The 23,687-nt window shown below is 72.9% G+C and carries 17 protein-coding genes; 13 read left to right on the top strand and 4 right to left on the bottom strand.

All coding sequences use genetic code 11. From position 1 onward, the window contains the following. The first annotated feature begins 163 nt into the window (after positions 1–163). On the top strand, positions 164–1,399 hold the full coding sequence (locus P3T39_RS17065) for a serine hydrolase domain-containing protein (RefSeq protein WP_280698512.1): 1,236 nt from the start codon (positions 164–166) through the stop codon (positions 1,397–1,399). A gap of 70 nt (positions 1,400–1,469) precedes the next feature. Here the strand turns inward: P3T39_RS17065 and P3T39_RS17060 are convergent, their stop codons facing one another. After that, positions 1,470–1,970 (bottom strand): PucR family transcriptional regulator ligand-binding domain-containing protein, encoded by a 501-nt coding sequence (locus P3T39_RS17060; RefSeq protein ID WP_280698511.1) that lies wholly within the window; start codon positions 1,968–1,970, stop codon positions 1,470–1,472. 368 nt (positions 1,971–2,338) lie between these two features. Here P3T39_RS17060 and P3T39_RS17055 point away from each other — a divergent pair, with 368 nt between their 5' ends. Both P3T39_RS17055 and P3T39_RS17050 read left to right on the top strand, forming a co-directional pair. Further along, positions 2,339–2,905 carry a GNAT family N-acetyltransferase gene (locus P3T39_RS17055; protein ID WP_280698510.1) on the top strand — a complete coding sequence of 189 codons (567 nt, stop codon included), beginning with the start codon at positions 2,339–2,341 and terminating at the stop codon, positions 2,903–2,905. Positions 2,906–3,043: 138 nt separating this feature from the next. Continuing rightward, positions 3,044–4,141, top strand: coding sequence for a chemotaxis protein (locus tag P3T39_RS17050; RefSeq protein WP_280698509.1), 1,098 nt, complete (start codon positions 3,044–3,046; stop codon positions 4,139–4,141). Between the two features lie 236 nt (positions 4,142–4,377). Here P3T39_RS17050 and P3T39_RS17045 read toward each other — a convergent pair whose 3' ends face one another. Further along, positions 4,378–5,133 (bottom strand): sulfite exporter TauE/SafE family protein, encoded by a 756-nt coding sequence (locus P3T39_RS17045; RefSeq protein ID WP_280698508.1) that lies wholly within the window; start codon positions 5,131–5,133, stop codon positions 4,378–4,380. Positions 5,134–5,369: 236 nt separating this feature from the next. Here P3T39_RS17045 and P3T39_RS17040 point away from each other — a divergent pair, with 236 nt between their 5' ends. From P3T39_RS17040 to P3T39_RS17030, 3 genes are all read left to right on the top strand, one after another. Beyond that, a complete protein-coding gene (locus P3T39_RS17040; protein WP_280698507.1) occupies positions 5,370–6,284 on the top strand; it encodes a LysR family transcriptional regulator in 915 nt (304 codons plus the stop codon). An 833-nt stretch (positions 6,285–7,117) separates the two neighbouring features. Next, positions 7,118–7,441 carry a hypothetical protein gene (locus tag P3T39_RS17035; protein ID WP_280698506.1) on the top strand — a complete coding sequence of 108 codons (324 nt, stop codon included), beginning with the start codon at positions 7,118–7,120 and terminating at the stop codon, positions 7,439–7,441. Further along, the gene (locus P3T39_RS17030; RefSeq protein WP_280698505.1) at positions 7,438–8,052 is read left to right on the top strand and encodes a thioesterase family protein; all 615 of its coding nucleotides are present in this window, start codon (positions 7,438–7,440) and stop codon (positions 8,050–8,052) included. The genes P3T39_RS17035 and P3T39_RS17030 overlap by 4 nt, the downstream gene beginning before the upstream one ends. 56 nt (positions 8,053–8,108) lie before the next feature. Here P3T39_RS17030 and P3T39_RS17025 read toward each other — a convergent pair whose 3' ends face one another. Beyond that, complete coding sequence (locus P3T39_RS17025; RefSeq protein ID WP_280698504.1) at positions 8,109–8,306, bottom strand: hypothetical protein; 198 nt, start codon at positions 8,304–8,306, stop codon at positions 8,109–8,111. Positions 8,307–8,757: 451 nt separating this feature from the next. Between P3T39_RS17025 and P3T39_RS17020 the strand changes: the two genes are divergently transcribed. The 7 genes from P3T39_RS17020 to P3T39_RS16990 all read left to right on the top strand — a co-directional run bounded on the left by P3T39_RS17020 (position 8,758) and on the right by P3T39_RS16990 (position 22,695). Further along, positions 8,758–10,095 carry an MFS transporter gene (locus tag P3T39_RS17020; RefSeq protein ID WP_280698503.1) on the top strand — a complete coding sequence of 446 codons (1,338 nt, stop codon included), beginning with the start codon at positions 8,758–8,760 and terminating at the stop codon, positions 10,093–10,095. 57 nt (positions 10,096–10,152) lie between these two features. Then, positions 10,153–11,460 carry a condensation domain-containing protein gene (locus P3T39_RS17015; protein WP_280698502.1) on the top strand — a complete coding sequence of 436 codons (1,308 nt, stop codon included), beginning with the start codon at positions 10,153–10,155 and terminating at the stop codon, positions 11,458–11,460. A gap of 214 nt (positions 11,461–11,674) precedes the next feature. After that, positions 11,675–14,794 (top strand): amino acid adenylation domain-containing protein, encoded by a 3,120-nt coding sequence (locus P3T39_RS17010; protein WP_280698501.1) that lies wholly within the window; start codon positions 11,675–11,677, stop codon positions 14,792–14,794. 88 nt (positions 14,795–14,882) lie between these two features. After that, positions 14,883–16,055: an acyl-CoA dehydrogenase family protein gene (locus P3T39_RS17005; protein WP_280698500.1), complete on the top strand. Its 1,173-nt coding sequence runs from the start codon at positions 14,883–14,885 to the stop codon at positions 16,053–16,055. A 28-nt stretch (positions 16,056–16,083) separates the two neighbouring features. After that, positions 16,084–17,952, top strand: coding sequence for an amino acid adenylation domain-containing protein (locus tag P3T39_RS17000; protein ID WP_280698499.1), 1,869 nt, complete (start codon positions 16,084–16,086; stop codon positions 17,950–17,952). A gap of 58 nt (positions 17,953–18,010) precedes the next feature. After that, entirely contained in the window at positions 18,011–19,828 is a 1,818-nt protein-coding gene (locus P3T39_RS16995; RefSeq protein WP_280698498.1) for a non-ribosomal peptide synthetase, read from the top strand. Further along, positions 19,825–22,695, top strand: coding sequence for a condensation domain-containing protein (locus P3T39_RS16990; protein ID WP_280698497.1), 2,871 nt, complete (start codon positions 19,825–19,827; stop codon positions 22,693–22,695). Before P3T39_RS16995 ends, P3T39_RS16990 begins: the two co-directional genes overlap by 4 nt. A gap of 89 nt (positions 22,696–22,784) precedes the next feature. Here P3T39_RS16990 and P3T39_RS16985 read toward each other — a convergent pair whose 3' ends face one another. Next, positions 22,785–23,657, bottom strand: a complete 873-nt coding sequence (locus P3T39_RS16985) for a polysaccharide lyase family 7 protein (RefSeq protein WP_280698496.1) — start codon at positions 23,655–23,657, stop codon at positions 22,785–22,787. Positions 23,658–23,687 lie beyond the last annotated feature (30 nt).

The following is a 23,687-nucleotide window of genomic DNA, read 5'->3' as shown; positions in this document are numbered from 1 at the left end:
CGGATGCACTGCGGTGGCCCGACGCCCTGACGGACCCTGAGCTCACTGGGGGTCCGTCTCCGGGGTGATCAAGGGTAGTACCTGATGTGCCGTCCGATCCTGAGGGACCACGATGTCCGAGGGCGTTCGACCGATGCCCGCCTCGATCATCCGAAGGACACCGATGAACGCCCTCAAGCGACGCCTCACCCCGCTGGCCCTGGCCACCGCCGCCCTGGCCGCCGCGACCGCCGTACCCGCAGCGGCCGCCGCACCGCACAGTCCGGTGCTCACCCTGTCCCGACCCGGGCTGAACACCGCTGCGCTGGACGCGGCCGTGGTGCTTCAGCCCGGTGACCACATGGGCGGCCAGCTGGCCCGGGTCGGCACCCCCGACCAGGTGTGGCAGGGCAGTTCCACGGACGCCTTCACCGGCCGGAGGATCCCGCCCGACGCGCACTTCCACATCGGCAGCATCTCCAAGACCTTCGTGGCGGTGGTCCTGCTCCAGCTGGAGGCGGAGCACCGGGTCGACCTCGACCAGACCGTCCAGCACTACCTGCCCGGCGCGCTGCCCGACTCCTACCCGCCCATCACCGTCCGGCAGTTGCTCAACCACACCAGCGGGCTGCCCGCGATGAACATCGGCATCCCGAATCCGACCGTCGACCAGGTCCTCGACGAGCGCCTCGACTACTTCACCTTCGACGAGATCATCCGGTCCAGCCTGCATCCGGCGGACGGCTCCACGCCGCCGCTGCACTTCGCGCCGGGCACCGAGCAGGAGTACAGCTCGCTCGGCTACCGCGTCGCCGGCGCGATCATCGAACGGGTGACCGGCAGCTCCTTCGCCGACGAGGTCACCGCCCGGGTACTGCGCCCGCTGCACCTGAACCAGACCTCCGCGCCCGCGGGCAACCCCCGGATGCCCCGGCCGGCCCTGCACGGCTACGTCACCGACAGCACCGGCCGGCCCGTCGACGTCAGCGAACAGGCCGACGACTCCGGTGCCGTGATCTCCACCGCCCCCGACCTCGACCACTTCGTCAGCGCCCTGTATAGCGGCCGGCTGCTGGCTCCCGCCCAGCTCGACGAGCTCTTCACCCTGCCCCGAGGCAGCGACGGCAAGCCCGTCCCGTACGTGGACGGCGGCGACTGCAACACCGGCCCGGCGAAGGGGGAAGCCTGCTACGGCGTCGGCCTGAAGACCATCACGCTGCCGGACGGCACCACCCTGTGGGGCAAGACCGGACACGACCTCGGCTACGCCGGCGGCGTCTTCGCCACGCGTGACCTGCGGCTGCGCATCGTCTACGACGCGGGCACCGCGACGGCGGACAACGGCGGCACTCCCGCCCTCGCCAACCGCCTCGTCGCCGCCGTCCTCAGCCCGCAGCAGACCCTCGCCAACACCCACTGACGTCCTCATACCCGCAACCCGTCGGAGAGCACCTGTGCGGGACCGGGCCGGCTGCGGGGCGCCGCGGGCCCTACTGCCGGGCGGTCGCCAACCGCATCACGATCCGCCGCGCCCCGTCGTCGGAGGCTGCGGCCCTGGTCAGCTCCTGGGCCGTACGGTGAAGGGCCTGTGCCTTGGTGTTCTCCTCGGCTGCGACGGCCGTCGCGACCGCCCTGGTCACCGCGATGAACGGGGTGGACTGCGGCACCTCGAACAGCGGCATGGCGTGCCGGTGCGCCGGCTCCACCAGCTCGGGCGGACACCCCGTCAGCCGTTGCGTCGCGTCGTACCCGAATCCCAGCGCGCGGACCCCGCTCTCCCGCAGCCGCCGCACGTACTCGTCCGTCGCCGCCGGATCGCGCGGCAGCAGCCAGGCCGTCAGCAGGACCAGGCCCTGCTCCAGGAACGGCGTGGGGTCCTCCAGATCGCTGACATGCACGCACTGCACCGGCTCGCGCAGGCTCCCGCCTTCGGCCAGCAGACGGAGCCCGAGCGACCGTTCGGCCAGCAGGTCCTCAAGCGTCACCGGCACCGCTGCCTCACCCCCATCGTTGCGACCCCGACGGTACGGGGAGCCCGCTGCGGACCCGCCGCGTGAGGGCCACCCGAAGCAGGCGGCACGGCGCCGGAGCCCTCGGGGTTGCGCAGCCGTGTCCGGAACTCGCTGCGCCATTCGATGTCCGGCGGTCCGGGTCTCCCGTCGCCGGAGCTGTCTGCGCTGGACGGCAGCCTCAAAATACACCGCACTGTCGCAGCCTCCCCGCATGCTGTCGACGACCCTCAAGGTCGGACGCCCTCACAGGACGGCGTGCGGCAGAGGTTGCGTGACCGCCCGCCGGGGCGGGGTATCACCGGCCGGGGCGGGGCGTCGGGCGAGAGCTCCGCGCTTATGATCGCCCGGTGAACACCTCCGTCATATTGCAGGCGGACGCGACGCCGTCCGCTCCCGCTCTCGTTCTGCGCCCCTGGCGCGAGGAGGACGTCGCCGCGCTGGTCGCGGTGTATCGCGATCCCGTTCTGCGTCAGCGGTCGACGGCGCGTGTGGAGAACGACGCGGACGGGGCTCGGTGGGTGGCGGCCGAACAACAGGGCTGGGCAACGGGAGACCGGCTCGGCTTCGCGGTTCTCGAAGCACAACCAGGCTCCGCCCAGAGCGAGTTGGTCGCCAACGTGGTTCTCAAGGGAGTCGCGCCCGGCAGGCCGTCGGCCGAGGTGGGCTACTGGACCGCAGCCCACGCGCGGGGACGGGGTGTGGCTCCCCGTGCTCTGGAAGCTCTCACCGCCTGGGCCTTCGACACCTTCGTCGCCGACGGACTGGAACGCCTCGAACTCCTCCATCAGGTGGACAACCTGGCATCGTGCCGCGTTGCACAGAAAGCCCGGTACGGCTTCGACAGGGTGCTGCCCGCAACGCCGCCCTTCCCGCTCGACGGTCATCTGCACATACGTCAGGCGGCCGCGGCCTGAGACCGGCCCGTCGTCTCCCGGAGCCTGACCGGTGACGCGGGTTCCACCAAGGCAGGCATATATGTGGGCTTGGGCGGAGGTTCTGATGGACGGTTGCGAGAGACACAAGAGCGCGCACCGTCTTCGGAAAGGGTCCCCATGCACCCCGTTCTCAGCCCCGCCGTGCTGGCCGAGCTACGCAGGCCCCGTCCCTACCCTGCGGTGTCGGTCCTGATGCCGACCCACCGGCGTGAGCCGGACAACGCGCAGGACCCCGTCCGCCTGCGCAACCTGCTGGCCGAGGCCAGGAAGCGGATCGAGGCCGATCCGGCCGTCTCCCGGGCCCAACGGATTGATGTCATCGAACAGTTGGACCGTGCCGCGGCAGAGGCCGATCTGGTGCACGCCGAGGACGGGCTGGCCATCTTCGCCGCGCCCGGCGAGCACCGGGTGTGGTCGCTCAGCCGCACCGTACCGGCCCGGGTGGTGCTCTCCGACACCTTCCTGACCCGCAACCTGGTCGCGACGCAGGCCGCCGAGCAGCCCTACTGGGTACTGGCCGTCGCCGCCGACCACGCCAGTCTGTGGAACGGCGGCGAGGAACGCGTCACCGAGCACACCAACGGTGCGTTTCCGGTGACCCGGAGCCTGGAGGACCCCGACGCCGAGCGGCAGGAGCAGATCGGAGACCTGCCCAGTACCTTCAGCGACGAGCAGACCCGGCACTTTCTGCGGGACGTGGACACCGCCGTGCGGGCGGTTCTCGGCTCCGAGCCCCGCCCGCTGTACGTGGTCGGCGAGGCTGCGGCGCTCTCCCTGCTCGACAGCGTGGGCACGACTGCCAAGGAGGCGGCCTCCCACGTCCTGCACGGCGGCTTGGCACAGGGACCGGCCGCAGCCGTGTGGCAGGCGGTGCAGCCTGCCGTCGAGGCCCACGCGGAGAAGGAGGACGCCGCCGTGCTCCAGGAGTTGAGCTCCGCCCGTGGGCGGCAGGAGTTCGGCGCCGGGATCGACGAGGTCTGGCAGAACGTGACGGCCGGACGCGCGGCCCTGGTGGCGGTCGAGGACGCGTACAGGGCGACGGTCCGTGACGACGGTGACCATCTGGTCCCCGCCGCGTCCGGTGACCAGGGCGCCCGCGACGACATCATCGACGAGATCGTCGAGCGGGCGCTGGAGACGGGCGCGCGGGTGCGCTTCGTCCCCGACGACCAACTGGCCGACGTGGGACGGATCGCCGCCGTCCTGCGGTACTAGGGCCTGTCGACAATTCCCGCCGGATCAGCGCGCGGCGCCGGGCGCCCGGCCGGGCGTGCCGGCGAAGCGCCCTCGTACTGGGTCTTGCTCGGGTGCTTCGCCGGTGCGTCCGAGGGGGCACCTCCCGGCCGGAGGCCGGGGGAGGGACGCCCGGCGTCGCGCAGGCCGCCGGGCGGCTCCGGCGGCGCGGACTTCGCCTGCGGTGAGGTCGTCCAGGCCCGCTTTCGCCCGGTCGGCTACCGTGCGGTCATGACCACGGCCGCGGTGAGGCCGACGGCGACGATCACACCGCGCAGTCCGTTGGGCGGCAGCCTGCGGCCCAGCCGTGCGCCCAGCAGGCCGCCCAGGGTCGAACCGACCGCGATCACCGCGGCTACCGCCCAGTCGACGTCGGTGGCCGCGATGAAGACGACCGCCGCGACGCCGTTCACGATGGAGGCCAGCACGTTCTTCACCGCGTTGAGGCGTTGCAGGTCCTCACGGAGGAAACTGCCGAAGAGACCCATCAGCAGGACGCCCTGGGCGGCGCCGAAGTATCCGCCGTATATCCCGGCCCCCAGAACACCGAGCCACACGGGGACTCCGCCGTCCTCGCGCGGGCGGCTCTGAAGCTGCTTCAGCCGGCGGTTGAGCCAGGGCTGGAGCAGGACCAGGACACAGGCGATCACGATCAGGACGGGCACCACCACCTGGAAGGCCCGGGCGGGCAGCCGCAACAGGAGCAGTGCCCCGACGAGGCCGCCGATGAGCGACCCGATGCCGAGCCTGAGCAGTCGGCCCAACTGGCCCTTGAGCTCCCGGCGGTAGCCGTACGCGGCACTGAGCACGCCCGGGACGAGGCCGATGTTGTTCGACACGTTGGCCAGCACCGGTGGATATCCGAAGGCAAGCAGGGTGGGAAAGGTGATGAGGGTCCCGGACCCGACGACCGCGTTGAGTCCACCGGCAGCGACACCGGCGGCTCCGACGGCCACCAACTCGAGTGCTTCCACAGGTCACCTTTCACAGACGCGCATACGCAGCGAGGGGGCAGTCGGCCCGACAGATCTCGGGCATGACGGAGGGCAGGCGGGTCGGCACCCGTTCATGAACCGAGCGACCGTCCGGATCGGCGCCGAGTCCTGGGGACGGGTTGCCGCCCTGGCCCGTCAAAGATCGTCAGGCATGACCGAGACCCAAGTCAATCGTCGGGTTTTCTTGAACTCACCCAAGCGATAGCTTGGATCCCGTGACTCTTGACGATCTTCGTGTCTTCGTCGCCGTGTGCAAGGCGGGCAGTCTCAGCGCCGTGGCCCGGGAACTGTCGTGCACCCAGTCGGCGGTGAGCCAGCACGTCAAACGGCTGGAGCGGGAACTGGGGCTGAGCCTGCTGGAGCGGCATCCCCGGGGTGTCGTGCCCACCCAGGCGGGACACCTGCTCCAGACCGCGGCCGCCGAGAGTATCGGCGGTATCGACCATGCGCTTCGACGGCTTCAGGACCTGCTGCGCGGCGACGGCGGCTCGGTACGGATCACCACGGGAGCCACCACCGTCCGGCACTTCATGTCCGAAGCCGTGGTCGCCTTCAGGCAGCGCTTTCCGCAGGTCAGCCTGGAGTTCCAGACCGAGCACTCCAGTCGCAGCTGCTTCGACGCGCTCGCCGCGGGCGGACTGGACCTCGCCTGGATCACCATCGGGGCACCCGTCCGAGGCATCGAACAGCGCCCCGTCGTCGAACTCCCCTGGGCGCTGGCGGTCAAGGCCGACGACCCACTGGCCGCCAGGACCCGCATCGAGCCCGCCGATCTGGAGACCGTCCAGCTCATCCGACTCCCGGAGAACTCGACCTCGCGGTCCCATCTCGACGCCTGGCTGACGCACTCGGGCGTCCACCCGACCTCCGACACCAGCGTCGCCGACTGGGACACCGCCATCCTGCTCGCCGAACTGGGGCTCGGCCACGCGATCGTCCCCGCCCTGCCCGGCTGGCGCGGTCCCGGGCATCCCGGACTGCGCCTGGTCCCCATCCCCGCGCTGCCCGCCCTGTGGGCAGGGTGGGCGGTACGCGGATGGGACGCCCTCTCGCCGTTGGCCCGTGCCTTCGCCGACACCGTAACCCGGAACTGTGCGGAGCAGCCGCCCTGGCGTGATCATGCGCGCTGAACCCGGGCTCTCGTCAAAACGCCGGTTGCCCGCCTGCCGGTTGCCGTCCTGCGCGACGGTCGCGTCGACATCGGCTTCGTCCGCCCGCCCATCGACCAACGGGAGCTCCAGGTCAGGCCGTTGCGGACCGAGCAACGCGTCGTCGTGCTGCCCGCCGGGCACCGCCTGGCCGACCGGGAGAGCGTCGCGATCGCCGAACTCGCCGACGAGCACCTGTGCAGGACCCGGACGCCGTCCCAGAATGGCGCGACATCGCCACCGAACTGCGCTCCCCCGGGCGCCGGCGCGTGCCGTCCGTGCGCACCGTGGAGGGCAGCTGGAACATGTGGCCGCCGGCCATGGAATCTCCCTTCTCCCGCGCTCCGCAGCGGTGTTCTGCACCCGCCCCGGCGTCGCCCTGCGCACCCCGGCCCCGGCCGGGTCTGCCTGGCCTGGGACAGCACCCGTGACACACCCCTCATCCACGAGTTCGCCGCTCTCACGACCGCCCACGCGGCCGAAACGGCCGTCTCCTGCCGACAGTTCAGCGCCCGGACCGACTGAACAGCGCGGGGCCGGGGCGCCTGCCGCGCACCTGGCAGGCGACGCCGCCGGGCTCCGGGAGAGCCCGAAAATCAGCCCATTCTCTGATCGTTGCATCAGGTCTGGCGATTAGACGGTCGGCGCGCAGCTTTTCTGCTACTCCAAAGGTGGGCAATCTCCCCTCTCCCCGCACAAACCGCATGACAGGCAGCCGGATTGAGATAGCGTCATTTCCACCGGGGGCGCGGGGGAGTCATGCGAACGGCCCACACACCTGGCCATCGTGGCCATCCACTGTTTCGGGAGACATCATGCACAATTGCCGACCGGAAATCGGGGCGGTTTCCCCTGACGGCCTTCAGTTCGCGGTGGACGCACTCACTGCCTTCCCGACCAGAACCCGGACCGGAAGTACCGGTGTCCCGGAACGGCTCGCCGCAGTCGCCGAACTGTGCCAGGCCGTGGACGGCGCACTCGACGCACTGGTCGTGCGAACCGCGGCGGAGGCGGCGGAGGAGGGCTGGACCTCCGGGCAGATGGCCGCCGAGCACTCCGCCTACCACGCCCGGCTCCGACGGGCGTTGCTCACCGGCCCGGTCGGCAGCGGTGCCGGCGCAGGACGGAGGAAGCAGTGAGCGCAGCACGCGCGAACGTGAACGCGCACATCCTGCGGTGCCCGACCCGGTGGAGCGACGTCGACGAGAACGGCCACATCAACAATGCCCGCCTGGTCTCGTACATCCAGGAAGGCATCCACGATCTCTTCCACCACCATGCCAAGTCCGTCAGGGAATCCCTATTTCCGGCCGGATTCCTGATCGCACGTCATGAGATTGACTATCTGGAACAGTTGTACCACCGGCCGGATCCATTGCTGGTCCGGCTGATGGTGGAACAACTGGGGCGGAGTTCTGCTCATGTCCGGGTGGATGTCTGCCGCGATCCGCTGACCTATATGACGGCCCGTACCGTCGTGGTCGCGCGTGACTTGGCCTCCGGCCGCTCGCGCAAACTCAGCCAGCCGGAACGCCGGTTTCTGTCCGCCTACATGTCGGCCGGCCCGCACGGCACGGCGGCGCAGCACGAGCAGCAGCGCGTACTGCTGAAGCCGGCGCGGTCCGCATCGTCCACCGCGCCGCAGCGCCCGACGCGCTACCGGACGGCCAAGCACCTGGTGTCGCAGGGCGGTGCACCGCACGGTGCCACCGCACGGCGGACCGCGAACGGACAGGCCCGCTCCTCCTAGCGTCCTGGTGCGACGGCCGACGCCGGGCGCTGCACCACCCTCCGGGGACCGGCCCGTCAGCCGCGGCCCCGGTCCCCGGGAGGGATGAAGAGCAGTACGAGCGCCGAGAACCCCATCATGACCGAGGCCAGGACGATCACCAAGGTCCTCACAGCCGAGGAACTCACGGGCAGCCATCCCATGCCCAGCCCCAGGACAAGCAGCAGATCGAGCAGAAAACCGAACAGGTGCTGACGCCGCTTCCTCGTGGACACGTACAACCCTTCTGATCGCCCGACAAAGGATCAACTGTGCTTACCCGAACTGGAAATGACCGGCCTTCGGTGCACTCCCCACGGTGCATCGCAGGAGCACCTCGCGACTCGACGAGCTGCACCCGGTGAGCCCTGCCGACGACGGCGCTTATCACATCTTCTACACAAAGAGATGAACAATCAATAATAATCCACTCAATCAGGCCATATCTCAAGATGTCTGTCCGATGGACGGTCAAGGCCCGTCCGCATAACGGACGGTGTGGTGGACAGCACCGGACCCGCAGTGGAGCCAGTCCGCCCATGGCTTCCCGGCGGCCAAGGCATCGGCACCGCCGCCCGCGTCCGGCCCTCGGCCCGTGCGGACAGCGGTGCGCAGGGGGCCTGTGAGAAGTCCGGAATCTTTCCTACCGGTTGCCCTGAATGGTTCTTTTCATCGAGAGTCGCACAGGTGAACGCCATTCAGCGCCTCTTAGGTGGCGAGCTCTTACGCCACCGCGACTTCCGCTTCCTGCTGTCCGGGTCTGCCACGAGCCAACTCGGCAGCCAGGTCACCCTGGTGGCGTTACCACTGACCGCCGTGGTGGTGCTCGATGCCTCGGCCTACCAGGTCGGCCTGCTCACCGCCGCCGAGACCGCCGCCTTCCTGCTGGTGGGGCTACCTGCCGGCGCCTGGGTGGACCGGATGCGCCGCCTGCCGGTGCTGATCCGGGCCGACGCGGTGCGATGTCTCGCCCTCGCCTCCGTGCCGGCGGCCGCCGCCGCACATGTGCTGACGATGCTCCAGCTCTACCTGGTGGCTCTGGTCACCGGCGTGGCGACGGTGTTCTTCGACGTCGCCCACCAGTCCTTCCTCCCGCAGTTGCTGCCCCGGCAGCAACTGGTCGCGGGCAACGGAGCGTTGGAGACCGTACGTTCCTGTGCCCAGGTCGCAGGGCCCGGGCTCGGTGGCGCACTGGTCCAACTGCTCGGCGCGCCACTGGCGATCGTCGCCGACGCACTCGGCTACCTGGCCTCGGCGCTGCTGCTCCTGGGGATCCGCACCCGTGAGCCACGTCCCGAACCGGCCCCTGGCCGCTCACTGCGCGCGGACATCGCCGAGGGCGTCTCGTTCGTGCTGCGCCACCCGCTGCTGCGGACGATCGCCACGGCGACCGCCGCGTCCAACTTCTTCTCCGCCGTGCTCGTCGCCGTCCAGACGGTCTTCTGGGTACGGGTACTCGGCCTCTCCCCCACCGCGATCGGCCTGCTGCTGTCCGCGTCGGCCGTGGGCGGTCTGGCCGGCGCGCTGTGCGCGGGGCCGCTGGCCAAGAGGTTCGGCCAGGCCAGGCTCATCTGGCTGTCGGTCGCCCTCACCTCGCCGTTCGCCGTCCTGTGGCCACTGGCCCGGGGCGGGGCGGGCGCACCGGTGTTCGCGGCCGGCTCGGCGGTGGTGCTGTTCGGCGCGGTGGTCTACAACGTCGCGCAGGTGAGTTTCCGTCAAGTGATCTGCCCGCCCGCACTGTTGGGCCGAATGAACGCCACCATGCGTTTCCTGGTCTGGGGCACGATGCCGCTGGGCGCCCTGGCCGGAGGCGCCATCGCCGCCGCAGCCGGACCCAGAGCCGCCCTGTGGGTCTGCGCCGCCGGCTTCCTCGCCGTACCGCTGCCGCTGCTCCTCTCACCGCTCCGGCGGCTGCGCGACCTGCCGACCACCGCCGAGGCGACCGCGTCCGACAAGGCCGCGCAGGAGGCCGGGACCGGCGAGGAGCCGTCCGGCGAAGCGGCCCCAGTACAGCCCGCGCGCTGAGCACCCCAGAGCACACACCGCAGCGCCCTCCACGAACCCGAGAGCGGAGATCCACCCATGTCCGCCAGTATCACCACCGCCTATCTCGCCCGTTACCGCTCGCTCACCGCCTCCGCAGGATCGGCGGATCTGCTCCCGCTCACGGGTGCGCAGCGCCGCTTCCTGCTCGCCCGCCGACTGGACCCGCAGGGACGCCCGGACGTCGTGCCGCTGTTCTTCGCCTTCCCGCGCGGGACGGTGGATCCGACCCGCCTGCGGCGCGCCGCCACCCGGGTGGCAGGCCGCCACCCCGCCCTGCACGGCACCTTCGCCTCGGTGCGCGGCACCCCCGTGCTGCGGCTGGGCGCACCCACGGCCGAGGTCCGGGAGGTCCTGGTGCCGCCCGGCGGTACGGCCGAGGACGCCATCCGCCGCGAGCTGCTCGCCTGGCCGGCGGACGGGCCCGCGCTGCGGCTGCTGCTGGCCCGAGGGGCGGCGGAAGAGGAGTTGCTGGCGGTCGCGCTGGACCACGCCGCCTGTGACGAGCAGTCACTCGGCATGGTCACCGCCGATCTCGCCCGGGCGTACCGGGAGGACTCCTTCGACGACTTCGACGACGCGGACCCGCGAGCAGCCGAGAACGCCTACCGCGAGGCGGTGGAGCTCCAGTTGGCCGCCGAGGCCGCCGCCTCGTCCGCCGGGGCGCACGCCCACTGGGCCGCGCGTCTGGGCTCCCTCACCGGCGCCGGGACGGCGCAGCCGGTGAAGGCCGAAGCGCCGGATGCCACCGGCATGCTGAGCGAGCGGCTCCCGGCCGCCGTCAGAGCGGCGCGCGGCGCCGTCTTCCCCGCACTGCTGGACGCCGTCTCGGCTGCCGCCCGCAGTCTGTTCGGCGCCCACCGCGCGCTCGCGCTCGGCTACCCGTGGGGCGGGCGGCCGCCCGCCGCACCGCAGGTCCTTGGCTGCTTCCTCAACACGCTGGTCCACCCGGCCGTGGCCGGTCCCACCGACCTGGACGAGCTCAGTTCCGCCTGGTGGGAGGACCTGGACCACGCCGACACCCCGTTCGACGAGGTGGTGCACGCCGCACGCTCGGCCGGGGCACGCTGGTCCGGCGCCCTGGACGGCCTGCTCACCTTCGAGGACCTGCACCGGCGCCCGCCGCTGGAACTCGGCGGGACGGTCGGCCGGGAGACGCACCTGGCCGGACGCCCGCTCGCGGCGCCGTTCGCCGTCTCCGCCTCGCACGGCGACGACCTGCTGGTCCGCCTCGCCTGGGACCGGAGCCGGTACACCGAGACCGCAGCCCTGGCCGCCTTCGAGCACCTGCTGCACACCCTTCAGCGCCACCTGGGGCCCGCCCCGCAGGCACTCCGCAGACAGTAACCATGCACAGCGCATCAGGGGCGCGGGGCCCTGCTTGATCAACTGCGCGCACGACCAGTGCTCTACGGAGGCGCAGGGTTTCTCGCGCACGTAGTTGATCAAACAGGGCCCCGCGCCCCTGGAGAGCGCCTGGTCGCTGCCCACAGAAAAGTCTGCCGACCTGGCCGGCCTCGCCCCCGGACACCCCACCCGCCACAAGCAAAGGGAACCATCCATGTTCGCTCTCTCCTCCTCGCAGGAGATCGTCTGGCTGCACGAGCAGATGCTGCCCGGCAGCCGCGCCTACAACTTCACCGCGACACTCGATCTCTGGGGCACCCTCGACCCCGCCGCCCTGCGCGCGGGCCTGGCCGCAGTGCTCGGCCACCACCCGGGCCTGCGGCTGGAGTTGGTCGCCCGGTCCGGCGCGCTGCCCGGGCAGCGGGTAGCCGAGCAGGCCGAGCCCCGGCTGCGTACCAGCGACCTGTCCGGCGAGGCCGACCCGGAGGCCGCCTTCCAGCAGCTGCTGGCCGCCGAGGCCGAGGAGCCGCTGGACACCGAGCAGGCGCCGCTGCTGCGCTGGCACCTGGTCAGGCTGGGCGAGCAGCACCACCGCCTGATCCATGTGGAGCACCATCTGATCCACGACGGCCACTCCTTCGCGATCCTGCTGCGCGACCTGTTCACGGTCTACCGCGCCCACGTTCTCGGCGAGCAGGCCGAACTGCCGCCCACCCGCTCCTACGAGGAGCACGCCCGGACCGACACCGCCGCCACCCGGGCGCAGGCGCGCGAACTCAGCCTGGCCTACTGGGAACGGGAGTTGCGCGACGCGCCGTTCGACCTGACGCTGCCGGGGCTCAGCCGTCCCGGGGCGGCCCGCCGCCACCGCGGCGGTCAGCTGCGGCAGTCGATCGGCGCCGACCTCGCCGAGCGGCTGCGGGAGCACAGCCGCAGCGAGGGCCACACCCCGTTCAGCACGCTGCTCGCGCTCTTCGCCGAGCTGCTGCGCCGGCACAGCGGCCACCACGAGCTGGTGGTGGGTACGGCCGTGGGCAACCGGCCGGTGGGCTTCGAGGGCACGGTCGGCATGTTCGTCAACACCGTGCCACTGCGGCTGCGGCTCGATGCGGCCGCGCCCGCCGCGGAGGCGGTGGACGAGGTCACGGACGTCCTGGTCCGCGCGCTGCCCCACCAGGACGTTCCCGTCCAGGAGTTGACCCGCTCGCTGGGGCTGCACACCGGCGGCGCGGACAACCCGCTGTTCGACGTGATGTTCAGCGCCCATGACGCGGCGCTGCCGGAGGTCGAGGCGCCGGGTCTCGAAGTCTCGCTGTACGAGGGGTTCAACACCGGCACCACCCGCTTCGACCTGGACCTGGTGCTGCTGCCCGACGACCGACGGGTGGTCGGGCAGCGGCACGGCGCCGCCGGGATGACCCTGGTCTGGGACTACGACGCCGATCTGTTGGGCGAGGAGGTGGCCGCTCTGCTGGCCGGGCGCCTGCTGGACCTGCTGCGCGCCTACCTCGACGGACCGCAGGCCCCGCTGGCCGCCCTCGGCACGCCGGCGGCAACCGTGGAGCCCGTCATCTCCGAGGCCGATCCCGCCGTCCTCGACCCGGCCGCCGCGCACGACCCGAGCCTGCTCGCCGTGATCGCCGGTGCCGAGCGGCTGACCTTCGGCGACCTCGACCGGCGGGTGTCCGAGCTCGCCGAGCGGCTGCGCGGCGCTGGGGTGACGCCCGGTCAGCCCGTCGCCGCCGTCCTGCCGCGCGGGGTGGACAGCGTGGTCGCGCTGCTGGCCTGTCTGCGGACCGGTGCGGTGTACGCGCCGCTGTCCCCGGAGGATCCGGCGGCCCGGCTCGGCCTGCTGCTGGAGCGGTTGAGCCCCGCCCTGGTGCTGGCCACCCGGCAGAGCGCCCTCGCGCTGCCGGCCGAGGGACGCACGCCCGCCCTGCTGGACGGTCCGGCCTTCCCGAAGGCCGAGCCCGCGCCGGTGCTGGACAGGGCCGCGTACATCATCCACACCTCCGGATCGACGGGTGTGCCCAAGCCGGTCCTGGTGGGCCGGGCGGCGCTGGCCGGGTATGTCGGTGCGCTGGCGCAGCGCTACGGGCTGAGCCCGAGCGACCGGGTACTGCTGTTCGCGCGGCCGTCCTTCGACGTCGCGCTGGAGGAGGTGCTGCCGTCGCTGGCCGCCGGGGCCTGCCTGGTGCTGCCGCAGCGCGAGGTGCCGACCGGTCCTGAGCTGGTCGCGGTGCTGGCTGCGCGCCAGGTCACCGTGGCCAATCTGCCGACCAGTTACTTCCTGGCCGTGCGCGAGGAGTTGCGGGAGGCGCTGCGCGACGGCCGCTGGTCGCCGAGGCTGCTCGTGCTGGGCGGCGAGCGGCTGCCCGCGCGGGCCCTGCGGGGCCTGGTGGAGGACACCGGGGCGACGGTGCTGAACGCCTACGGCGTCACCGAGGCGACCGTCACCTCGACCGTGCACGAGATCACCGGGGCCGACCTGGCCGAGGGCGCCGAGATCCCGCTCGGCACGGAGCTGCCGGGGGTGCGGGTGCACGTCCTCGACAGTGGTCTCCAGCCGCTGCCCGCCGGCGCGGTGGGCGAGCTCGCCATCGGCGGTACCGCGCTCGCCGAGGGCTATCTCGGCCAGGCCGAGGCCACCGCCGCCCGGTTCGTGACCCCGGCCGCCCTGGGCGGTGAGCGGGTGTACCGCACCGGCGACCGGGGCTACCGCGACCTCGACGGCCGGCTGTGGTTCCTCGGCCGCCAGGACAACCAGGTGAAGCTGCGCGGCTACCGGATCGAGCTGGAGGAGATCGAGGCGGCGGCCTCCGCCGAACTCGGCGGCCGCTCCTGCGCGGTGGCCCTCGATGGCGACGCCGCCGCCGGTCCCCGGCTGGTCGGCTTCCTGGAGGGCGCCAAGCAGCCCGACCAGGCCGCGCTGCACGCCGCACTGGCACTGCGGCTGCCCGGGGCGCTCGTCCCCGGCAGCTGGGTGGCGCTGGAGACCATGCCGACCCTGCCCGGCGGCAAGCCCGACCGCACCGCGCTGGGCCGCCTCCTGGCAGAGCTGCCCGCACCCGGCGACGAGCGCCCCGAGGAGGGGCCGGAGACTTTCGCGGACCCCGCTCTCGCCCTGGTGGCCGAGGCTTGGCGGGAGGTGCTGGGCCATGACCGCTTCTCCTCCGACTCGCACTTCTTCGAGGTCGGCGGGCACTCGCTGCTCGCCGCGCAGCTCGCCGCCTGGCTGGAGCCCCGCCTGGGCCACCGCCCGCCGCTGAGCACCCTGTTCCGCAACCCCGTGCTCGCCGACCAGGCCAAGGCCCTGACCGGAGCGGGCAAGTGACGGTCCCCGTCCCCGCCGCACCCGCGGCCCGCTCCCAGTCCCAGCCGCCCCCGGGTGGCCCGCAACCCGAATTGACGGAAGGCCAGTCATGAACTCCGCCCCCTCCGCCGTACTGGAGGACGGCCACCGCGAACTGGTGGACGCTTTCGAGAGCTTCGTGCGCCGCGAGCTGGTCCCGCTGGCCGCCGAGCTCCCCGAGACCGCCGACCAGGTCCCCGCCGAGCTGCGCTCGTACGTGCGCAAGCGCTCGGCCAAGCTCGGCTTCTACGCCGGGGACTACCCGGAGGAGCTCGGCGGCTCCGGGATGCCGTTCACCGCCGTGGTGCTGCTGCACCACGCGGCGGGCCGCAGCGGCTGCATCCTGGCCCCGTACGCACTGGCCGGTTCCGACGGCCCCAGCCCGCTGCTGCGGCACGGCAGTGCCGAGCAGATCGAGCGCTACCTGGCACCGCTGGTGCGCGGCGAGGCGGCGCGCTGCCTGGCGCTAACCGAGCCGCACGCCGGTTCCGACGCCTTCCGGCTGACCACCACGGCCAGGCGGGACGGCGACGGCTGGGTGCTGAACGGCCGCAAGACCTTCGTCAGCAACGCCGACCGGGCCGACTTCGCCCTGGTGGTCACCGCGACCGAGCTCGCCGACGGGAGCGACGGCGGCGCCACCGCCTTCGTCCTGCCGATGGACCAGCCCGGTCTGCGGATCGGGCAGCGCTACGAGGGCATGTCCGGCGAGCCGCTGTTCGAACTGCTCCTGGAGCAGGTCCGGGTGCCGATGGACGCCGTCATCGGCGGCGAGCAGGGTGTCGGGGCCGCGATGGCACTGGCCATGGACAGCCTCTCGCGCGGACGGCTGGTGGTCGCCGCGATGTGCAACGGCGTCGCCGAGTACGCACTGCGCCTGGGTGTGGAGTACGCCCGCGAGCGGCAGGCGTTCGGCGAGCGGATCGGCAACTACCAGCACGTCCAGGAGCACCTGGTGAGCAGCCGGGCCGAGGTGGAGGCGTCCAAGCTGCTCACCCTGGCCTGCGCCCGGCTGGTGGACGAGGGCACCGAGGCGCCGGAGAACGCGGCGCTGGCCAAGCTGACGGCGTCCGAGACCGCGGTGCGGGTGGTGGACCGCTCGTTGCAGGTGCACGGGGCCACCGGCTGGGTCCGCGGGCATCCGCTGGAGTTCCTGTACCGCTATGTCCGGATGATGACGATCATCGAGGGGACCTCCGAGGTCCAGAAGGTGATCGTCGCCAGGGCCATGGGCCTGGGCTGACCCGCTACCACAGCTCGGAGACGAGAACATGACCAACAGTGAATCCGCCCTCTCCATCGGGTACGGCCGCCCGCACCAGGACGCCGCCGTGCTGGACGGCTACCTCGACTGGGTCCGCCGCACACCGGACGCGCCCGCGCTGATCGACGGCGAGAGCAGCTGGAGCTACGCCGAACTCGACGGGCTGGCCGACTCGGTGGCCGACGCCCTGCGGGAGCGGGTGCGCCCCGGCGACCTGGTCGGCGTCTGCCTGGACCACTCGGTGGCGCTGGTGGCCGTCACCCTGGCGGTGGCCCGCCTGGGCGCGGTCCATCTGCCGCTCGGCCCGCGCCCGGGCGAACGGCGGCTCCAGGCCGTGGCGCAGAACCTGCGCCTGGCCTGTCTGATCGGCGACCCGGCTCTGCTGCCGCCCGGTCACCGCAGCGCCGAACACCTGCCGCTGGCGCTGCCCCTGGCGGGTGCGAACGCCGCCACCACCGTGGTCGCCGCCTTCGCCCCGGCACCGAAGGACGCGGTCGGCGCACCGCAGGGCACCTACTACGCGGTGCTGACCTCGGGGTCGACCGGCACCCCGAAGGCGGTGGCCGTCGGCGAAGCCTCGCTCGGCGCCATGCTGCACTGGTACCGGGAGCTGACCGGCCTCGGTCCAGGCGACCGGCACAGCCTGCTGATCGGCGTCGCCTTCGACCCGCATCTGATGGAACTGTGGGCGACCCTCACCGGTGGCGCAGCGCTGAGCGTCGCCCCGGACGAGGTGCGCTGGGATCCGGGCGCGCTCACCGACTGGTGGCACCGTGCCCGGATCACCGTCAGCGTGCTGCCCACCCCGCTGGCCGAGCCGGTGCTCGACCTGCCCTGGCGCAGCGGCCTTGAGCTGCGCCACCTGTCGATCGGTGGCGACCGCCTGCGACGGCACCCCGCGCCGGACGTCACCGCGCACGTCCACAACGCCTACGGGCCGGCCGAGGCCACCGTGGTGACGACCGTGCACACCATGTCCCCCGGTGCGGCGCCGGACGGCTCCGGGGCACCGCCCATCGGCCTGCCGGTGCCGGGCGCAGCCGTGTTCGTCACCGACGAACAGGGGCGCCCGGTTCCCCGGGGCGAGTCCGGCGAACTGCGCATCGGCGGGCGCTGCCTGGCCCTCGGCTATCTCGATCCGGAGCTCACCGCCCGGCGGTTCGTCCCGGCGCCCGAGGGCGTCGAGGGCGTCGAGGGCGTCGAGGGCGTCGAGGGCGTCGAGGGCGTCGACCGGGTCTACCGCACCGGTGACCGCGTGGTGATGCGGCCTGACGGGGTGCTGGAGTTCCACGGCCGGCTGGACGACCAGGTGAAGGTCAGCGGCGTGCGGATCGAGCCCGCCGAGGTCGAGGCCGCCTTCGAGCGCGACCCCCGGGTCCGCCTCGCCGCCGTGGCCGCGCGGCGCAATGTCGCGGGCGGCGTGCAGCTGGTCGCCTTCGTCCAGCCCGCCGCCGAGGGGACGCTGACGGCCGGCACCGAGCTGCTGCCGCAGGTCAAGCAGTGGCTGCCCGAGCAGGCCGTGCCCACGCTCGTCCGGCTGGTCGACGGCTTCCCGCTGGACGCCAACGGCAAGGTCGACCGGCTTGCGCTGCTGGCGGCCGAGGAGAGCGCCCCCGTCGAGGAGGACGCTTCCTCGGACACCGAGCGGACAGTGCTGCGGCTCTGCCGTGAGCTTCTCGGCCGCCCCGAGCTCGGCCCGCTGGACAACTTCGCGGCATCCGGCGGCAATTCGCTGGCGGCGGCCCGCCTGCTTGTGGCGCTGGAGCAGGAGTGCGGCGTACGGCTGCGCGCTCCGCAGCTGCTCCGCCAGCCCGATCTGCGCCGGCTCGCCGAGCTGGTCGAGGCCCGGCGTCCGAGCGCCGTCACCGCCTCCTGACCGAACGCCGTACCAGGGTGCCCCGGCGCGTGCCGGGGCACCCGGAAGGGAACCTCCCATGTCCTCTACCACCCTGACCGGCGGTGTGCCCGCACTGGTCGCCCGGTACGCCGAGCAGCGGCCGCAGGCGCTGGCCGTCTCCGACGGCACCACTGTGCTGACGTACCGTCAACTCACCTCTGCCGCAGGACGGCTGGCTGCGGAACTCACCGCGCGCGGGGTCGGCCCCGGCAGCGCCGTCGGGCTGCTCGCCGCCCGCTCCACCCGACTGGTCGTCGCCCAGCTCGCCGTGTGGTGGGCGGGCGCGCACGCCGTCCCGCTCGACCCCGCCTACCCGCGCCCGCGCACCGGTGCGATGATCGACGACGCCGGAGTGCGCCTCGTCCTCGGGGACAAGGCCCTGCTCGCCGGGGCCGGACTCCCGGACGAGCGGACGCTGGTCCTCGACGACGCCGAGCTCGGCGGCAGCGAGAGCGTCGGCGCACCACACCCGTCGATCGACGAGCCCGGGGCGAAGGCCCTGGTGATGTACACCTCCGGTTCCACCGGCCGCCCCAAGGGCGTGGAGCTGCCGCACCGCGCGATCACCGATCTGGTGACGGCAGCGGACGGGATCGCGCTCGGCCCGCAGGACCGGGTGCTCTTCCACTCCTCCACCAGCTTCGACGCCTCGACCTTCGAGCTCTGGGCCCCGCTGGCCCGCGGCGCCGCGGTGATGATCTCCCCCGCCGACCGGCCGACTCCCGAGGAACTGGCGCAGGACATTGAGCGGTTCGGGGTCACCACCGCCTTCCTGACCACCGCCCTCTTCCACCACCTGGCCGCTCGGCAGTCGCGGATCTTCGGCGTGCTCAGGACCCTGGTCGTCGGCGGCGAGGCCCTGTCCGCACAGCACGCCCGGACTGTTCTGCGCGCCTTCCCCTGGCTGGAGCTGGTGAACGCCTACGGGCCGACCGAGGCGACCACCTTCACCACCCTGCACCGACCCCGGGAGGCCGACTGCGAGGGCCCGCTGCCGATCGGGCGCCCCATCGGCGGTGCGAGCACCGCCGTCCTGGACGAGCGGCAGCAGCCCGTGGCCCCCGGCGAGCGCGGCGAGCTGTGGATCGGCGGTGCCCGGCTGGCCCTCGGCTACCTCGGGCAGCCGGAACTGACGGCGGACCGGTTCCGGGAGATACCCGGCCACGGGCGGATGTACCGCAGCGGCGACCTGGCGTCCGCCCGCCCGGACGGCGTACTGGAGTTCCACGGGCGGGCCGACGACCAGGTCAAGGTCCGCGGCTTCCGGATCGAACCCGGCGAGGTGGAACACGCCCTGCGGCAGCACCCCGAGGTCGCCGAGGCCGCCGTCGTGGTGCAGCGGGCCGGGCAGGAGGACGCCGCGCTCACCGCCTACGTCGTCCCCGCCGAGGGGCGGCGGCCCTCGGCCACCGCACTGCGCGCCCAGCTGGCCGACCGGCTTCCCGCCCATCTGGTGCCCACCTCCTGGACCGTCCTCGACGCTCTGCCACTCACGACGTCCGGCAAGGTGGACCGGCGCGCACTGACCGGGACCCACCCGGTGGGGTCCGACGACCGCCCGCAGAGCGGCGGCGTCGAACTGACGCCCCTTCAGCAGGCACTCGCCGAGATCTGGTCGAGGGCCCTGGGCCGACCGGTGGAGCGCCCGGACGCCGACTTCCTCACCGAGGGGGGACACTCGCTGATGGCCATGTGGGTGGTCGACGACCTCCGCGAGGACCTGGGCGTGGAGCTTTCGCTGGCCGACTTCTTCGCCCACCCGACCGTCTCCGGCCAGGCCGCGCTCGTCGAGCGGGCGCTGCTGGCCGCCCACGGCGAGCCGGCCACAGCGCCGCTCGCGGAGGACGCCCGATGAGCCTCACCGACCACGGACCGGCCCAGACGGACCTGCTGCGACTGGCCCGCAGCCGGGCGGGCGGCGCCCGGCCTGCGGCCATCGCCCGCAGCAGCGGCACCGGACCGGCTCCGCTCTCGCACGCCCAGCAGCGCATGTGGCTGATGGACCGGCTCGGGCAGGGCGGCGCCCTCTACAACGTGCCGGTGGCCGCCCGGCTGCGCGGACCGCTCGACCCTGAGGCGCTCGCCACGGCCCTCACCGCCCTGACGGACCGTCACCACATCCTGCGCACCCGCTACGGGCAACGCGGCGACGAGCCCTACCAGGAGGTCCTGCCCACGGCGCCGGTCCCCGTCCCCGTGGTGCTGGCTTCGCCCGACGAGGCTCCGGCCCTGTTGCACGCCGAGGCGGCCCGTCCCTTCGAACTGGCCACCGGACCGGTGCTGCGCGCCCTTGCGCTGCGCCACGCCCCGGACGACCACACCGTCCTGATCACCCTCCACCACATCGCCGTCGACGGCGGCTCGCTCCCCGTGGTCACCACCGAACTCGCGGCCCTCTACGCGGCCGCGCTCGAGGACCGCCCTGCCGAACTACCCCAACCACCCTTGCAGTACGCCGACTTCGCGTCCTGGGAGCGCGGACGGGAGGCCGAACTCGCCGCCCAGGTCGACTCCTGGACCACCCGCCTGGCCGGAGCCCGCCCGCTGCCGCTCCCCCGCCCAGCCACCCGCGGCCCCAGGACCAGGACGGCCGCACTGGCCACCGCACCCCTGTCCTCCGAGACCCTCGTCGGGCTGCGGGAGCTGGGCCGCAGCCACGGCGCGACCCTGTACACCGTGGTGCTGGCTGCCGCCTTCGCCACCCTGCAACGCGCCACCGACGCGGCCGACTTCACGCTCGGGTGCGTCAGCGGCCACCGCTCCAGGCCGGAGCTGCGCCGGCTGGTCGGCCTGTGCGTCAACACCCTCCCCGTCCGGGCGGACCTCTCCGGCGACCCCGCCTTCACCGAAGTCCTTGACCGGGTACGCAGTTCGCTGCTCACCGCGCAGGAACACCACGAGGTCCCGTTCGACCTGGTCGTCGAGCGGCTGGGCGCGGACGCCCGCGGCACGGACGGCACCCCGCTGCTCTCGGTCACCTGCGACGTGGTCCAGCGGCCCGACGCACTGCGGCTGCCGGGCCTTGCGGCCGAGGCTCTCGAAGTCGACCTCGGGCTGGCCAAGTTCGACCTCGGCCTGTTCGTCGAGGACGGCCCCCAGCCGCGCTGCCTGGTGCAGTACGACGTCGACGCCCTCGACGGGGAGGCGGCCCGGCAGCTGCTCACCGACTTCGCCGCGCTGCTCACGGCCGTGGCCACGGACGGCGGACAGCGACTCGGCGACCTGCCCGGCACCCTGCTCCGGCCGCAGCCGACCGCCCTCCACCCGGCCGAGGCCGCGCTCCTCGCCGACCCCCGGGTGAGCGAGGCCGTGGTCGTGGTGCGCGACGGCCTGCCGCCCCTGGCGTATGCCGTGCCCCGTGGCCCGGGCTCGCCCAGCGGCACCGAGCTGCGGATCCTCCTGCGCTCCCAACTGCCCGCCGACCAGCTGCCGTTGGCGATCACCCTGCTGGACGCCGTGCCGCTCGACGCGGACGGCACCGTGAACGTCTCCCGGCTGCCGGGCGCCGGCCCCCGCACCGGGGATCCGACGGCCGGCCGGGAGCGGGTGGAGGCCGTACGGACAGCCTTCGGCGAACTGCTCGGTGTCTCACCCGCCGCCGAGGCGGACTTCTTCGTCCTGGGCGGCCACTCCCTGGTCGCCGTCCAGATCGCCGAGCGGCTGCGCGTGCTCACCGGCCTGCCGCTCACCGGCCTCGACATCCTGGAGCAGCGCACTCCCCTCAAGGTGGCCGCCCTGCTCGATTCGCGGGAGGCCGACCGGCGCGCAGCGGCCGGGCAGCTCGCAGCGGCCGCGGGACGGACGGGACGACCCGGCCGGAGCGTGCGCGAGGGGACCGTACTGCTCACCGGAGGCACCGGCGGTGTCGGGGCCGCCGTCCTCCAGGAGCTGATGGCGCAGGGCCGCCCGGTGCGGGCCTTGGCCCGGCCGGAGTCCGCGCATCTGGTGGCGCTGGAGGGGGTGGAGGTGGCGGAGGGCGATCTCTCCGATCCCGACAGCCTGCGTGCGGCGGTCCAGGGGGTGGATGCGGTCATCCACGCGGCCTGCACCTTCACCTCGCCCGAGGTCGATGTCGCCGCCATGCGGGCCCTGGTGGACGGCTGGCGGCAGGGCAGCTTCGTCTTCGTCAGCAGTGTGGACGCCTACGGCCGTCCGGCCGCCGTCGAGGTCGTGGAGGGGGCGCCCGCCGAACTTCCCGTCACCGCCTACGGGCAGGGCAAACTGGACTGCGAGCGGATCCTCCTGGGCGCCGCCGGGACGCGGGGCCGAGGTGCCGGTTCGGTGGTCCGGTCGCCGATCGTCTGGGGTCCGCACCGGCGCCTGCGCGACCAGCTCCGCTGGGGATCCACCGGAGCCCTCTACCAGGCCGCGCAGGCCGGACAGCCGCTCGTACTGCCCGACCCCTCGGCCGACGGCCGGTCCTGGTACGGCGCCGCCTGGGTCCACTCGGCCGCCCTGGCGCGGGCCGTGGTCGGCTGCACCGACGCTTCGGAGCGGGCGGCCGGCCAGGTGGTGAACGCCGTCTCCGGCCATGTCTCCTGGCCCGAACTGGCCGCCGAGCTGGCCAGGCTGCTCAACTCCGCGAGCACGGTGGAACTGCGGGAGGACGCCGAGGCCGAGCTGCGACGCCCCTGGCACTACCGGGCCGACACGCTGGCCGACCTGCTCCGCGAGGAGCCGGGCGAGGACTGGCGCAGCGTCCTCGCCGCGATGGTGCGGTAGCCCGGCCTGACCGACCCCTTCTCGAACGGCAGCCATGCACTGCCCCCGGGCAGTGCATGGCTGATCACGTGCGCAGGAAACCCGCAGACTCAGGAAGCGCTGAGCCGGGTGAACACCACTCGGGCGCCGTCGCCGTACGGGAGAGCCTCGGTGGCCTGCTCGTAACCGCCGGCCGAGAACCTGACCGCCAGGTTTCGGTACGCAGAGGGGACGGGGACGGTCCTCCTGACCGCGCCGCCCGAGCCGGTGCGTGCGGTGAAGGTCAGGGTGCCGTCGCCGTTGTCGCTCAGCGTGTAGCCGAAGGCGGTGCCGAGCGGGACTCCGCCGAGCAGCCTGTACACCGTGGCATGGTCGGCGTCCTGCTTGACCGTGACCCGGATGTCGCCGCCGTCGTAGTGGAGCATCGCCACGGGGATCGCGCTGTCCTCGCCCGCACCATGGATCTGACCGATGATCACATCACGGCTGGACCCCGGCACCTGGCCGACGCTCAGGGTCGCGCTCAGGGTGTGCTTCGCCCGGCCGACCGTCCAGCCGAAGCGCCCGACGAGCTCGGTGCGGGGGTGCGCGGAGGTCATGGTGGTCGCACCGACCGACGGGGCCCAGAAGTTGAGGCTGCCGTCCGACTCGCGCGTCAGGTAGGGCGATCGGAGAGCGGCCGGTCGCAGGATCCTGGCGTGGTTGCCCGAGGACTCGCCGGAGGCGCCGACCGGCAGGATCAGGTCCCAGCCGGCCAGCGATACCTGGGCGGCGGCCCCGCCGGGCACCTCGGCCACCGACCGGTCATCCGGCCGGCCCGTACCCGCCGAGGCTGCGGCCGCCGTACTGACTGCGAGCAGTCCGGCGAGGGCGCCCGCCCCGACCAGCCGCAGCCCGCGGCGGGTACGGGGCGAGGCCGGACGACAGGCGGCACCGTCGGCACGGGGGGACGGCATCCGGTCAGAGGCGCGGTCGGAAGGCATGAGGATTCCCTTCGGGACGGAGCGGTATCA

This window comes from Kitasatospora sp. GP82 (assembly GCF_029892105.1).
Taxonomy (GTDB): domain Bacteria; phylum Actinomycetota; class Actinomycetes; order Streptomycetales; family Streptomycetaceae; genus Kitasatospora.
The sequence above is the reverse complement of the archived record's forward strand: the minus strand, read 5'-3'. Positions and strand labels throughout refer to the sequence as shown.